The organism is Buttiauxella sp. 3AFRM03 (assembly GCF_003675305.1).
GTDB lineage: Bacteria > Pseudomonadota > Gammaproteobacteria > Enterobacterales > Enterobacteriaceae > Buttiauxella > Buttiauxella ferragutiae.
Genome location: NZ_CP033076.1, coordinates 3122531 through 3136755, shown reverse-complemented (window position 1 = coordinate 3136755; position 14225 = coordinate 3122531). Strand labels below are relative to the sequence as shown.

The following is a 14225-nucleotide window of genomic DNA, read 5'->3' as shown; positions in this document are numbered from 1 at the left end:
ATCTTTTGAATCATTTTTAAATATTTAACTGCAAACATTAAAATCACGAAATTACGTCAATTAATAACCTTAAGTTAACCATCTTATATTCCATCACGTAAGGTGATATCGATTTAACGCTGTTGAATTTACATACTGCCGAGCCTATAACTAAATATTGACTGCTGTATTAGGCTTTTAATTTATGATTCAACTTATATCAACAGACCATTATTTCATTAATGGTTTCAGAGCATTGCTGGACGATATTCCTGCGAGAATTATGCAGAACATGCCGTGCAACGGCAGGATGTGTATCGTCGATGTGTCGCACCCAGGCGCTCTGGATCACTTAGCAAAAAATAACTATTGTCATTTCATCTATGTGGTAAAAAATGACAAGGTTCATGGCATTATTCCATCCCTTCAGTCGCCCTCTCATGATTACACGATCATTAATCGTAAAGCGCCGTACAGACATATAAAAGAACGCCTGCTCAGGACGCTGACGGCAATCATGAGAAAAGAGTGTTTTATGACGGGTGTATCAATGAGTCACCGCAACAAAGCCACTTCTCGTGAATTGCAAATCATTGAGTATGTTGAAACGGGATTAAGCACCAAAGAGATTAAGGACATACTGAAGATTGACTGCAAATCAGTCTATGCTCATCGCCGGTCATTTATGCTCAAAGCCAACGCCCACAGTATTGGAAGACTGTTCTTTGCGTTATCAGAAGTCAGGACTATCGCCAGCATTATGGAGCTTCAGACCAAAATTGAGCCGTCACGTAATGATGAAACCTATTATTGCCGGCGGATAGTACCGGTGGTAAGTGATAAGAAAGTGATACCACTCAACTCCGCTCTTCAACCAGGGCAAAAAGCCTGTTGCTCAGCAAAGGGATAACTTTAGCTAGTGCTCCCTGATTTGCACCGAATTGTCGAGCCGCCTGATAGCAGGCGTGAAACTTGCGGCAACGGTTGCAATCACCACTGCCAGGGCTGAAACCAGTAAGACTCTGGAGTTTCCGTAGTGCATCGCCAGCGGGCCCGCTGCAAGCTCGCCAATCGGAATCGCCACGAAGGAACCTAGCGCGTCATAAGCATACACACGTGCCAGTTTCTCCGGTGGGATATGGGTTTGCAAAGATTGCGCCCAGACCACGCCGAACAACCCAAAACCGACTCCGGCAACAAAGAACGCCGCCATCAGTAGTGCCGTCGATGGGAGTAGCGCCAGAATAACAATCGGCCCGGCGCAAAATATCACCAGCATGGTGCCGATCAATAAATCGCGCCGTGGCCGCCAGCGCAGAGCAATAAAGGAACCGACGATCAAGCCAACGCTCTGCGCAGCAATCGCCATTCCCCAGCCTGCCCGGCCAAATGTGGAATCCGCCACGACCGGGCCAAGCACCATCATCACACCGCTAAATGCCGCATTAACAATGGTAAATTGCACCACGATGGCCCAGACCCAGGTGCGTGAAATGAACTCGGTCCAGCCATCTTTTAAATCCTGAAGAATATTAGATTGCGAACCTTGTGGCTGGGCGAAGCTGGTGCGAATCATCAGGTAAAGAGGTGCCGATGCGGCAAATCCTACGGCATCCACCATCAGGCCCCATCCAGGACCTGTCAGACTGGTGAGAACGCCACCTAACGACGCCCCAATCACCGTCCCTCCGTAGATACCCAACTGAATAAAAGCATTGGCTTCACGCAGACTGTGCACCGGCACAGTTTGTGGAACCATGGATTGTGAAGCGGGCAATGAGGTCCCTGCCGCCGCACCATTTATTGCGCCCAGCACCGCCAGCAACATGATTGTTGCTGAGCCATCCAGCACCAAACAGGCAGCGATCGCCTGAGATATTGCGGCGATAACCGATGAATAGAGCAGAACTTTGCTTCTGGAATAGCGATCGGCAAGCACCCCGCCAATCAGCAAGAAAGCGACGTTAAAGATTGAACGTGCGGCAATAACAATCCCCAAATCGGCCGCCGTTCCGCCCATATCCAGCACCGCGAAAGCCAGAGCAATCGGTGCAATTCCATTGCCCAGAACGGTCAATAGACGAGCAAAAAACAAATGGCGAAACGCAGCGTAGTGAAATGCCCGCCTGGAATGTATCGCTGCCGACACTTTATCCACCTTAATTGCCCGCCAATGTAGAGTGACAATAAAGTTGTATACTTAAAATTGAAAATAACATTAAAGTTGCATACTTAATCTTGGGATACAGGTAAAGGTCAACCTGGATTTTACAACGTGCATAACTGTTTGTCCCAAATCCTGCCGACCATTCCATATCTGGGCCCGCTTGCAGAAGGAAAATATCCTACATCATAAAAAAACAGCATATTACCTGTTAAGAATCAGCGCCCTATATTGCTAAGCTTTCATCTGGCACATGAATAAGACTGAGGTTTTTGATCATATTAAAATCATCTACATGCATATTTTGTTCTAAAATTATGACCGTGGTGTTTGAAAAATTGATCGCTAAGAAGCGATTTCCAATACCCTTCCCTTTATGATGACCTATACGGGAAAAATCTTCCCATGCAACAAATGTTTGTTTAAGGTCAAAGAGTCGGTATTGAGCATCGTAGAGATTGAAAGTGAGCCCTTCTTTATAGATGTCAATGTAAAAACCATCCTGACCAGCTTCAGCTATTTTCATGCGCTCAAGTTTGGCCGCTTTGCCTGCTTGTATATATGCATATATTATTCCGGCCAAAGTTAGCAGAACTAATAATATTAGCAGTATGCTGATGATATTTTCTTCCAAAGAGTTACTTGGTGAAGGCGGGATCTGCATAATTCCACTGAATCCCATAAGAGGAAGTATCAGCAGAAATATGAACCCGGTTTGTTGGCTACTAATGTTCTGATGGAATGCACAGCGCCGGATAAACTCGTTCGGATTTTCTTTCATTACGAACACTCTCAATAAATACAGGGAGGACATAAGGTGAGGAATTTATCATTTATGTTCTGTGTTTCCCATTTTACCAGGTCTTCTTCTTGTATCTTCATACTAAAAATCCTCACTACGCCACATTGAATGGTTCACTCACCAGCCAAATCCTGAGCACAAGCCCAGGCGGAACTCCACGCCCACTGGAAGTTATAGCCACCTAACCAGCCGCTAACGTCCATCACTTCACCAATGAAATAGAGACCAGGCACATTACGCGCTTCCATGGTGCGCGAACTGAGTTCTTTAGTGTCCACTCCGCCCAGCGTCACTTCCGCAGTGCGATAACCTTCGGTGCCGTTCGGTTGTACACGCCAGTTTTGCAGGGTGTCGGTCAGTTCGCTTTGTTGACGGGTGTTGAGTTGTTTTAGCGTAACGTCCGGAATTTGCCCGAGCTGTTGCAAACATTCCACCAGACGTTTTGGTAGCACCATACCTAAGGTGTTTTTCAGGCTTTGATTCGGGTGCGCGTTGCGCTGCTCGTTGAGAAGCTCGTCGAGATCGGTATCAGGAAGTAAGTTAACGCTCACAAACTCGCCAGGTTGCCAGTAACTGGAAAGCTGCAATACCGCAGGACCAGAGAGGCCGCGATGGGTAAACAGCAAGCTTTCACGGAAGCTGACCCCGTTTTCTGCCGTGATCACTGACGGTACAGAAACGCCAGACAGTACCTGTAATTGTTCGAGCAGAGGTTTGTGAAGGGTAAATGGTACCAGACCGGCGCGAGTCGGTAACACTTTCAGCCCAAACTGCTCGGCAATTTTATAGCCGAACGGTGTGGCTCCAAGGCCAGGCATTGACAGCCCACCGGTCGCAATAACTAATTTTGCCGCTTGAACGGTATCGCCATTTAATTGGATGGCATAGCCGTTTTCGTCACGTTCGATGCCTAACACCTCGCTGCGCAGGCGCGTGATGACTTGCCCTTTCTCACATTCGGCCACCAGCATATCGACAATTTGCTGCGCGGAATCATCGCAAAAAAGTTGGCCGAGCGTTTTCTCATGCCAGGCGATACCGTGCTTACCGACCATGTCGATAAAATCCCATTGGGTATAACGCGCAAGGGCAGATTTGCAAAAATGAGGGTTTTGGCTGAGATATGCCGCAGGCTCGATATAAAGATTAGTAAAGTTGCAACGCCCGCCTCCGGACATCAGGATTTTACGGCCCGGCTTTTTACCGTTATCGATAAGCAAAACACGGCTTCCTGCCTGTCCTGCCATCGCTGCACAGAACATTCCTGCGGCACCTGCACCAATAATAACGGCATCAAACTTTCCCACGACCTACTCCCGACTATGCTTAATGAAAGGAATTGTAAAGATAGCGGGCAGGTCGCACCAGCTAAATGCGTCTTAACAATTGCAGGTGATTGAAAATAAATATGTAAATCTTTTCAATGTTTGACGTTCAACTAACAAACATCAAGAAAAGGCCATATTTCTGTTGGCGCATTACGGAGTTGTCTTACATAATGCGCCGCGTTCATGTCCTCACAATGGCGTAACGTCTATGGAATTTCTGTTTACCGGCCTGGATCTACATACCGGGCTCTTGTTATTACTTGCCCTGGCATTTGTTCTCTTCTACGAAGCGATCAATGGCTTCCATGACACTGCGAATGCAGTGGCAACTGTTATCTATACGCGTGCAATGCGATCGCAACTGGCGGTGGCAATGGCTGCGTTATTTAACTTCCTCGGCGTTCTGCTCGGCGGATTGAGCGTGGCGTATGCGATTGTGCATATGTTGCCAACCGATCTGCTGTTGAACGTAGGGTCCGCTCATGGCCTCGCCATGGTGTTCTCTATGTTGTTGGCCGCTATCATCTGGAACCTCGGCACCTGGTATTTTGGTCTGCCGGCATCCAGCTCCCATACGCTTATCGGTGCCATCATTGGTATTGGTTTGACGAACGCGTTGATGACCGGTACTTCGGTGGTTGATGCGCTGAATATTCCGAAAGTAATTGGAATTTTCATGTCGTTGATCCTGTCGCCAATTGTGGGTCTGGTGGTTGCGGGCGGGTTAATCTTTTTGCTACGTCGCTACTGGAGCGGCACCAAGAAGCGCCGCCGTATTCACCTGACACCTGCTGAACGTGAAAAACAAGACGGCAAGAAAAAACCACCATTCTGGACCCGTATCGCCCTGATTATCTCCGCTATTGGCGTGAGCTTCTCTCATGGCGCTAACGATGGTCAGAAAGGCATTGGTTTGATAATGCTAGTGCTGATTGGTGTGGCGCCTGCGGGCTTTGTGGTGAATATGAATGCTTCCGGTTACGACATCGCTCGTACTCGTGATGCCATCACCCACCTGGAGCAATACTACGCGCTGCACAGCGATGCGATTAAGCACGTGATTGATCTCAACCCGGCCATTCCTACTCCTGAAGAAACGCAGGACCAGGGTAAACCGGCTGAGTTCCATTGCGATGCCAGCCGCGCCATGATTGCAGTACAGCGTGCCAAAGAGTTGCTGGGCAATATCGACAGCTACGATAAGCTGAATATTGAACAGCGCAGCCAGATGCGCCGTCTGTTGCTTTGTATCTCTGACACTTCAGAAAAAGTCGCTAAGCTGCCGGAAACCAAACCGGACGATAAGCGCTTCCTGAAAAAGCTGAAAACTGACTTGCTGTATACCATCGAGTACGCACCAATCTGGATTATCATGGCGGTCGCTCTGGCGCTCGGCATCGGTACCATGATCGGCTGGCGTCGTGTGGCAACAACTATCGGTGAGAAGATTGGTAAGAAAGGCATGACCTATGCGCAGGGTATGTCCGCGCAGGTGACCGCCGCCGTCTCCATTGGTATTGCGAGCTACACCGGTATGCCGGTTTCTACCACTCACGTACTTTCTTCTTCCGTAGCGGGGACGATGGTGGTTGATGGTGGTGGTTTGCAGCGTAAAACGGTAACCAACATCCTGATGGCCTGGGTGTTCACTTTGCCGGTGTCGATTGTGCTTTCCGGTACTCTTTACTGGATTTCACTGCACTTCATTTAACCGTGAAGCAGTGAGATAGTGACTAGTCCTGCTATAGGTTGACACTTTTCGGCCTTACAACGCCCGATGAACTTCATCGGGCGTTTTGTATTTTAGCGACAGATGTGGCCGCCGCGTGTTGTAGATTTCCACCGACTCCCTGACCATCTTTCTTGCCTGTCCGATATCTTCTGGCTTCCCGAGCAGATATTCCATTTTTAATATCCCGTTTACCCGTTCCGCCAGCGCATTCTGATAACAGTCATACCCGTCTGTCATCGAGCAGATGACCCCATGGCGTTGGTGTAGTGCCTGATATTCTGTTGAACAGTACTGCACACCCCGATCTGAGTGATGCACCAGTGGATGTGCTGTACGCCTGCTGACCAGCGCCATTCTGAACGCCTTAGCCACATGATGGGTATGCAGACTTTCATGCACATGATATCCCACGATTTTTCTCGACCAGACGTCTGTTATCAGACTGAGGTACGCCGTTCCCTTACGCAGGGGAATGTACGTGATATCCGCGACCCACACCTGCTCCGGGCGGCTGGCAACAACCTGATTTTCTCCCGCCTTCAATAAGTTAGGATGACGATAAAAGCGATGATGGCTTTGAGTCGTTTTGTGATACGCCCGTTTCGGTATTACCAGTAATCGTGCGCCACGCAGTATCTGGAACAAACGATCCCGACCGACATGGAGTGCCGGCTCTGGTTGCTGTCGCAATAAATAATGCAGTTTACGTGTCCCCAGCCGGGGCTGGTGTAGCCGGATGGTCGTCACCTGTTCAACGATATGCTGCGCCTGTCTTTCTCTTCCGCGCTCACGTTGCAGGGATTGATACCACGCCTGTCGGCTGATCCCCATGAACCGGCAAGCACGCATTACTGTGAGTCCCGGCGTTTGTGCTTGCGTGATAAGGTGGCCAACTGCTTTTTTGTCAGTGTGGCTCCGAACTCGGTATTCATTACCTTCACGACAGCTTCAAAAAACTGGGCTTTTATTTCTGATTCAGCCAGTTGCTGCTCGAGTTCTTTGATCCGTTGTTCGGGAGTAAGAGGTATTTTGGGCATAGTAGCTCCGCACTTTCTTGCGAGAGAGGGGGAGTGCCAGTCGAGTTGACCGTATCTGCGCAACCACGTCATGACAGTGTGGCTACCCTGAATACCGTAGCGGTCTTGCGCCTGACGGTAAGTCATTTCCCCTTTTTCGACCTGTTCGACAACGGCCAGTTTAAAGGATAGAGGGTAATCGCGTTGTGTGCGTTTAACATATTGGTTCATCACATTTTCCTCTGCCTGCGAGTTAAATGTGTCAACGCTATTTAGGACGGGTCATAGAAACAACAAAAAGCGGGTCAGAATACTGGCCCGCTTTTTTATGCGCTATTTTCAAACCCCTAATGCCAAATCATCAAACCGATCAGGCTAATCATCACAAGCCCACACAACGCGCTGGTCAAAATAAACTGGCGGCGCAGGCGTTCACAGCGGCGGATAAACTCGTCGTCGTGATGATCGAGATAACGCTGGGCGTAGATATAACTCACTAAGCGAATCTGTTTGCTAGGCTGCCCGTGAGAGGTAAAAAAACCGCCTCCATCGACATATTGATACAACAGCGGATCGCATCCGCGCAGTACCACCAGCAATGCGCGCAAAGATGAGTAATAACGCGCCATATTCACCACACAAACTACACAAAGCGCCCAAAAAAGCGCGACGGTGCTGATCATCATAATTCCCCTCCCGGTGAAGCCCCAGTACATCACTCCAGGGCAACCTCTCACCCCGAAAACCAGAAAGACCGTTCAGCGAGCCCAAAAAACCGATCCAGTTCACATTACTATTTCGGAACGGCTTATTTAATAGTGTAGGAGATCCGTTAATTTTTTTGCCACATCGTTAACCTTTATCAAAGCGATAAAGGCCATATAAAGCTTAAATGTATACGGCGATGACACATTTACGATATCTATCGTTCGCTATAGGGTAGAAATATCATCTACAATTTAGGTCTTTACACGCGGGTAACGTTATTTAGCGGCATCGTGTTACCCGGCCAGGCTGGTCATCGACAACTTATGGAAGGAGTAAAATTATGGCTTACAAACACATTCTGATCGCGGTAGACCTCTCCCCGGAGAGCAAAGTACTGGTGGAAAAAGCAGTTTCTATGGCTCGTCCATACAACGCTAAGGTTTCCCTGATTCATGTCGATGTAAATTACTCCGATCTCTATACCGGATTGATCGATGTAAATCTGGGTGATATGCAGAAACGCATTTCTGAAGAAACTCACCACGCACTGAGCGAGCTGTCTACCGGTGCGGGTTACCCAATCACTGAAACCCTGAGCGGCAGCGGCGATCTTGGCCAGGTTCTGGTGGATGCGATTAAGAAATACGATATGGATTTAGTGGTCTGCGGACACCACCAGGATTTCTGGAGCAAACTGATGTCTTCCGCTCGTCAGCTGATCAACACCGTTCACGTTGATATGTTGATTGTTCCATTGCGTGACGAAGACGAAGATTAAGCTTAAAACTTTTTAGCCCTCACCCTAACCCTCTCCCGCAGGAGAGGGAATAGTATGGTTTCCCCCTTCTGGGGGAGAGGGAATAGTATGGTTTCCCCTTCCTGGGGGAGAGGGAATAGTATGGTTTCCCCTTCTGGGGAGAGAGGGAATAGTATGGTTTCCCCCTCGCCCTCAGGGAGAGGGTCGGGGTGAGGGTTGTTTAAACAGCCGTACCCGAATAAATATCAAAGCGATGGCCTTTGGTGACCACCGCGTTATGCGTTTCCACACCCGCCAGCGGCGGCGCGTAATCCGGGCGTTTCACGACCACGCGTTTTGTTGCAAGCCTCCTTGCAGGTTCCAGCAAACCATCAGCATCTTCGTCCGGCCCCACCAGCGACTGGAACACGCGCATCTCTTTCTTCACCAGCGCACTTTTCTGCTTATGCGGGAACATCGGGTCGAGATAGACCACTTCCGGACGCGGAGTAATATCACTTAATGCCGTCAGGCTCGAAGCATGGATAAGCTGCAAACGTTCCTGCAACCAGCCGCCGATTTCGGCATCCTGGTAACCACGGCGCAAACCATCATCCAGCAACGCGGCAACCACCGGATTGCGCTCCAGCATCCGCACGCGGCAGCCAACGGACGCCAGCACAAACGCATCGCGCCCCAACCCCGCCGTAGCATCCACCACATTGGGCAGATAACCGCTCTTAATTCCCACCGCTTTCGCTACCGCTTCGCCGCGCCCACCGCCAAACTTACGACGATGTGCCATCGCTCCCGAGACAAAATCGACAAAAATACCGCCGAGTTTTGGCTCATCGCGTTTACGCAGCTCAAGGTGTTCAGCCGTTAAGACCAACGCCATCAGGGACTCTTCATCATGCTCGAGCCCCCAGCGTTCACTCAAAATAGATAAGGCGCCGGAGTCGGCGCCTGTTTCAGTTATCAGGCAGATTTTCACAGAATAAATCAGCCCTTGATGCCGTAATGAGCCAGCATCGCATCCAGCTGCGGTTCGCGGCCACGGAAGCGTTTGAACAGCTCCATTGGTTCCTCAGAACCGCCACGGGTCAGGATGTTATCGAGGAAAGACTGCCCAGTTTCGCGGTTGAAAATACCTTCGTCTTCAAAACGTGAGAACGCATCCGCCGCCAGCACATCGGCCCACAGATAGCTGTAGTAACCCGCTGCATAACCGCCAGCAAAGATATGGCTGAACGCATGTGGGAAACGGCCCCACTTCGGTGACGGCACAACCGCAACCAGCTTCTTGATTTCGTACAGCGTTTCCAGCACTTTCGCGCCCTGCTCTGGGTTAAATTCCGCATGCAGCCGGAAGTCGAACAAGCCGAACTCAAGCTGACGCAGAATAAACAGCGCGGCCTGGTAGTTCTTCGCTGCCAGCATTTTATCCAGCAGCTCTTTTGGCAGTGGCTCGCCGGTTTCGTAATGGCCGGAGATAAACGCCAGCGCTTCCGGCTCCCAGCACCAGTTTTCCATAAACTGGCTCGGCAACTCGACCGCATCCCACGGCACACCGTTAATGCCAGAAACGCCCGCGGTTTCGACTTTAGTCAGCATATGGTGCAGACCGTGGCCGAACTCATGGAACAGGGTGATCACTTCATCGTGAGTGAACAGCGCCGGTTTGCCATTGACCGGGCGATTAAAGTTACAGGTCAGGTAAGCGACAGGTTTTTGCAGCGAGCCATCAGCTTTGCGCATCTGGCCGACGCAATCATCCATCCACGCCCCGCCGCGCTTGTTTTCACGGGCATACAAGTCGAGGTAGAAGCTACCGCGCAACTCATTTTTCTCGTCGTACAGCTCGAAGAAACGCACATCAGAATGCCAGACGTCGATATCTTTACGCTCTTTGGCGGTGATGCCGTAAATGCGTTTCACCACTTCGAACAAACCGTTTACCGCGCGGTCTTCCGGGAAGTACGGGCGCAGTTGCTCGTCGCTGATGCTATACAAATGCTGTTTCTGTTTTTCGCTGTAATAGGTGATGTCCCACGGTTCCAGCTCGGTGACGTTAAATTCTTTTTGGGTGAACGCACGCAGTTGCGCCAGTTCCGCTTCGCCCTGTGGACGCGCACGTTTCGCGAGATCGGTTAAGAACTCCAGCACCTGCTGCGGGTTTTCAGCCATTTTGGTGGCGAGGGATTTTTCAGCGTAGTTACCAAAACCCAGCAGTTCCGCCAGTTCGTGGCGCAGCGCCAGAATCTCTTCCATTACCGGCGTGTTGTCCCACTTACCGGCATTCGGGCCTTGATCGGAGGCGCGAGTCGCATAGGCGCGGTACATTTCTTCACGCAGTTCGCGGTTGTCGCAGTAAGTCAGCACCGGCAAATAGCTTGGGATATCCAGCGTCAGCAACCAGCCGTCTTGTTCTTTGGCTTCGGCCTGCGCACGAGCAGCCGCCATGGCGCTCTCCGGCATACCAGAAAGCTCGGCATCATCGGTAATCAGCCTGGTCCAGCCCTGAGTCGCATCCAGCACGTTGTTGCTGTAGGTCGAACCCAGTTCAGACAAGCGCGCCGCGATTTCGCCATAACGCTTCTGTTTTTCTTCTGGCAAACCAATGCCAGACAGCTCGAAGTCACGCAGTGCGTTATCCACGGCCTTCTTCTCTGCAACGCTAAGATCCGCGTAATACGCGCCATCACGCAGGTTGCGGTATGCCTGATAAAGTCCTTCGTGTTGACCCACCCAGGTGCTGTATTCGGACAGCAACGGCAGCGTCTGCTCGTAGGCTTCACGCAGTTCTGGACTGTTTTGTACTGAATTCAAATGGCTGACCGGCGAGAAAATACGCCCCAGACGGTCGTCCACTTCAGCCAGCGGCTGGCAAAGATTATCCCAGTTATAAGGTGCGCCCTGCGCCACCACACTTTCGACTTTCGCACGGCAATCATCCAGCGCTTGCTGCACGGCAGGGACAATATGTTCAGGTTTCAAAGCGGAAAATGGCGGCAGGTCGAAAGGCGTCAACAATGGATTGGTCATAAGCGCGGTTCCTGATGTCTGATAAGTGAAGCGCGCCAGGCGCGCTAAAAAGCAATACCTTTTAACATGAGGCTTAGTGTAGTTAATTTCAATGCCAGGCGGTGAGCATAAGGCTGTATACTGTGCAGAATAGTTGTTCTTCTTTTGTCTTTGGAAACCCTTCAAGCCATGCTCAGTTATCGCCACAGCTTTCACGCCGGCAACCACGCCGACGTACTGAAACACACCGTTCAAAGTCTGATTATTGAATCCTTAAAAGAGAAGGATAAGCCTTTTCTGTATCTGGATACTCACGCAGGCGCTGGCCGATACAAACTGAGCAGCGAGCACGCCGAGCGTACCGGTGAGTACCTGGAAGGTATCGGCCGCATCTGGCAACACGATGATTTGCCAGCTGAACTTGAAGCATACATCGGTGCGGTTAAAGCTTATAACCACAGCGGCCAACTGCGTTACTACCCAGGCTCCCCGCTGATTGCGCGCCAGCTTTTGCGCGAGCAAGACAGCCTGCAACTGACCGAACTGCACCCATCAGATTTCCCGCTGCTGCGTTCTGAATTCCAGAAAGACAACCGCGCTCGCGTTGAACGTGCGGACGGTTACACTCAGTTGAAGTCAAAACTGCCGCCAGTTTCACGCCGTGGTCTGATTCTTATCGACCCGCCGTACGAGATTAAAACCGACTACCAGGCCGTTGTGACAGGCATTAACGAAGGCTATAAGCGTTTTGCTACAGGAACTTATGCGCTGTGGTATCCGGTGGTTATGCGCCAGCAAATCAAACGTATGCTGCGCGAACTGCAAGAAACCGGTATTCGCCGTATTCTGCAAATCGAGCTGGCCGTTCTGCCTGACAGCGACCGCCGCGGCATGACAGCTTCAGGCATGATTGTTATCAACCCACCGTGGAAACTCGAGCAGCAAATGGCTAATGTACTGCCGTGGCTGCATAAAACCCTGGTTCCGGCTGGCACCGGGTCTACCACTCTGAGCTGGGTTGTGCCTGAGTAAACCGGCTATTACAGCTATCGGTGGAACCTTCGCTCTAAAATTTCTCGGCGCGCTACAATCGCGCATATTTTTCGACTCAAAAGGGAAACATCATGACCAAACATTATGACTACCTCGCCATTGGCGGCGGCAGCGGCGGTATTGCCTCCATTAACCGTGCGGCAATGTATGGAAAGAAATGCGCACTGATTGAGGCGAAAGAGCTGGGCGGCACCTGCGTCAACGTGGGTTGCGTGCCGAAAAAAGTCATGTGGCATGCGGCGCAAATCGCCGAAGCTATCCACAACTACGGTCCGGATTATGGTTTTGACACCACGGTGAATAAGTTCGACTGGGACAAACTGATCGCCAGCCGTACCGCGTATATCGACCGCATCCACACCTCTTACGACAACGTGCTGGGTAAAAACAACGTTGACGTGATTCGTGGCTTTGCCAAATTTGTCGACGCGCACACCGTGGAGGTCAACGGCGAAACCATTACCGCAGACCACATCCTGATTGCCACCGGTGGCCGTCCAAGCCGCCCGTCCATTCCAGGTGCAGAATTCGGTATTGATTCCGATGGTTTCTTCGCACTACCCGCGCTGCCAAAACGCATTGCTGTAGTGGGCGCAGGCTACATCGCGGTTGAAATCGCTGGTGTGGTGAACGCGCTGGGTTCCGAAACTCACCTGTTTGTGCGCCAACACGCGCCGCTGCGTACTTTTGATCCGCTGATTGTCGAAACGCTGCTGGAAGTGATTAACACCGAAGGCCCGACGCTGCACACCCAGGCGGTGCCAAAAGCCATTGAGAAGAATGCCGATGGCAGCCTGACTCTGCATCTGGAAGATGGCCGTTCCGAAACGGTAGATTGCCTGATTTGGGCGATTGGCCGCGAACCAGAAACGGACAACTTCAACCTGGCGGCGACCGGTGTGAAAACCAACGCCAAAGGTTATATCGAAGTCGATAAATTCCAGAACACCAGCGTGCCGGGCATTTATGCCGTGGGCGATAACACCGGTGCGGTGGAACTGACGCCAGTTGCCGTAGCGGCAGGCCGTCGTCTGTCTGAGCGTTTGTTTAACAACAAGCCGGATGAGCATCTGGATTACAGCAACGTGCCAACAGTAGTGTTCAGCCACCCGCCAATCGGCACGGTCGGCTTAACCGAACCACAGGCACGTGAGCAATACGGCGACGACAACGTGAAAGTCTATAAATCATCGTTCACCGCGATGTATACCGCTGTGACTTCGCACCGCCAGCCATGCCGCATGAAGCTGGTATGTGCAGGCCCGGACGAGAAAATCGTCGGTATTCACGGCATCGGTTACGGTATGGATGAAATGCTGCAAGGCTTCGCGGTGGCACTGAAAATGGGTGCGACTAAGAAAGATTTTGATAACACAGTGGCAATTCACCCGACTGGTTCGGAAGAATTCGTGACTATGCGCTAAATTACGCTTTCGTCTTGCTAAGACGAGAAATAAATCAACAGGCTGTGGATCTTAATATCCACGGCCTTTTTAATGCCTGCATCAGCCCACCTCGCAAAAAACCAGCTCAAATAATCAAAACGCTAACTCATTAATTCTTATTTGGAAATGCAATAAAACCCGTATAAGTGCAAAATAATATATATTTCAAACTATTTGGTTACATTTAGACATAACTGGCGAACTTATACTGCTTAGGTTTTTTTTGCTTCAATTTTGA

Annotated in this window: 11 protein-coding genes and 1 pseudogene; 5 read left to right on the top strand and 7 right to left on the bottom strand. The window is 50.6% G+C overall.

What is annotated here, in order from left to right:
• The first annotated feature begins 184 nt into the window (after window positions 1–184).
• Entirely contained in the window at window positions 185–889 is a 705-nt protein-coding gene (locus D8682_RS16075) for a LuxR C-terminal-related transcriptional regulator (RefSeq protein WP_064542271.1), read from the top strand.
• 6 nt (window positions 890–895) lie between these two features.
• On the opposite strand, the gene D8682_RS16070 is transcribed toward D8682_RS16075, so the two are convergent.
• The 3 genes from D8682_RS16070 to D8682_RS16060 all read right to left on the bottom strand — a co-directional run bounded on the left by D8682_RS16070 (window position 896) and on the right by D8682_RS16060 (window position 4252).
• Window positions 896–2128, bottom strand: a complete 1233-nt coding sequence (locus tag D8682_RS16070; RefSeq protein ID WP_232886991.1) for an MFS transporter — start codon at window positions 2126–2128, stop codon at window positions 896–898.
• Between the two features lie 241 nt (window positions 2129–2369).
• Entirely contained in the window at window positions 2370–2924 is a 555-nt protein-coding gene (locus D8682_RS16065) for a hypothetical protein (protein ID WP_064542544.1), read from the bottom strand.
• Window positions 2925–3058: 134 nt separating this feature from the next.
• Window positions 3059–4252 carry an NAD(P)/FAD-dependent oxidoreductase gene (locus D8682_RS16060; protein ID WP_121814684.1) on the bottom strand — a complete coding sequence of 398 codons (1194 nt, stop codon included), beginning with the start codon at window positions 4250–4252 and terminating at the stop codon, window positions 3059–3061.
• Window positions 4253–4481: 229 nt separating this feature from the next.
• Here D8682_RS16060 and pitA point away from each other — a divergent pair, with 229 nt between their 5' ends.
• A complete protein-coding gene (gene pitA / locus D8682_RS16055) occupies window positions 4482–5984 on the top strand; it encodes an inorganic phosphate transporter PitA (RefSeq protein ID WP_064542262.1) in 1503 nt (500 codons plus the stop codon).
• 31 nt (window positions 5985–6015) lie between these two features.
• On the opposite strand, the pseudogene D8682_RS16050 reads toward pitA, so the two are convergent.
• Window positions 6016–7252, bottom strand: a pseudogene (locus D8682_RS16050) (IS3 family transposase).
• Window positions 7253–7368: 116 nt separating this feature from the next.
• Window positions 7369–7704, bottom strand: a complete 336-nt coding sequence (gene uspB, locus D8682_RS16045; protein WP_064542541.1) for a universal stress protein UspB — start codon at window positions 7702–7704, stop codon at window positions 7369–7371.
• Between the two features lie 365 nt (window positions 7705–8069).
• Here uspB and uspA point away from each other — a divergent pair, with 365 nt between their 5' ends.
• Entirely contained in the window at window positions 8070–8507 is a 438-nt protein-coding gene (uspA, locus tag D8682_RS16040) for a universal stress protein UspA (RefSeq protein WP_034460563.1), read from the top strand.
• 199 nt (window positions 8508–8706) lie between these two features.
• Here uspA and rsmJ read toward each other — a convergent pair whose 3' ends face one another.
• Together rsmJ and prlC are read right to left on the bottom strand one after the other, a co-directional pair.
• Complete coding sequence (gene rsmJ / locus D8682_RS16035) at window positions 8707–9459, bottom strand: 16S rRNA (guanine(1516)-N(2))-methyltransferase RsmJ (RefSeq protein WP_121814683.1); 753 nt, start codon at window positions 9457–9459, stop codon at window positions 8707–8709.
• A gap of 8 nt (window positions 9460–9467) precedes the next feature.
• Window positions 9468–11510 (bottom strand): oligopeptidase A, encoded by a 2043-nt coding sequence (prlC, locus tag D8682_RS16030; protein WP_064542256.1) that lies wholly within the window; start codon window positions 11508–11510, stop codon window positions 9468–9470.
• A gap of 168 nt (window positions 11511–11678) precedes the next feature.
• On the opposite strand from prlC, the gene D8682_RS16025 reads away from it, so the two are divergent.
• On the top strand, window positions 11679–12521 hold the full coding sequence (locus D8682_RS16025; protein ID WP_064542254.1) for a 23S rRNA (adenine(2030)-N(6))-methyltransferase RlmJ: 843 nt from the start codon (window positions 11679–11681) through the stop codon (window positions 12519–12521).
• Window positions 12522–12613: 92 nt separating this feature from the next.
• Window positions 12614–13966, top strand: a complete 1353-nt coding sequence (gene gorA / locus D8682_RS16020) for a glutathione-disulfide reductase (RefSeq protein WP_064542251.1) — start codon at window positions 12614–12616, stop codon at window positions 13964–13966.
• Window positions 13967–14225 lie beyond the last annotated feature (259 nt).

Bases quoted from the DNA above. Each gene is read 5' to 3' on its own strand.
- D8682_RS16065 (WP_064542544.1), bottom strand. From the start codon at position 2,924: ATGAAAGAAAATCCGAACGAGTTTATCCGGCGCTGTGCATTCCATCAG.
- prlC (WP_064542256.1), bottom strand. From the start codon at position 11,510: ATGACCAATCCATTGTTGACGCCTTTCGACCTGCCGCCATTTTCCGCT.
- D8682_RS16025 (WP_064542254.1), top strand. From the start codon at position 11,679: ATGCTCAGTTATCGCCACAGCTTTCACGCCGGCAACCACGCCGACGTA.
- D8682_RS16075 (WP_064542271.1), top strand. From the start codon at position 185: ATGATTCAACTTATATCAACAGACCATTATTTCATTAATGGTTTCAGA.
- gorA (WP_064542251.1), top strand. From the start codon at position 12,614: ATGACCAAACATTATGACTACCTCGCCATTGGCGGCGGCAGCGGCGGT.
- uspA (WP_034460563.1), top strand. From the start codon at position 8,070: ATGGCTTACAAACACATTCTGATCGCGGTAGACCTCTCCCCGGAGAGC.
- uspB (WP_064542541.1), bottom strand. From the start codon at position 7,704: ATGATCAGCACCGTCGCGCTTTTTTGGGCGCTTTGTGTAGTTTGTGTG.
- pitA (WP_064542262.1), top strand. From the start codon at position 4,482: ATGGAATTTCTGTTTACCGGCCTGGATCTACATACCGGGCTCTTGTTA.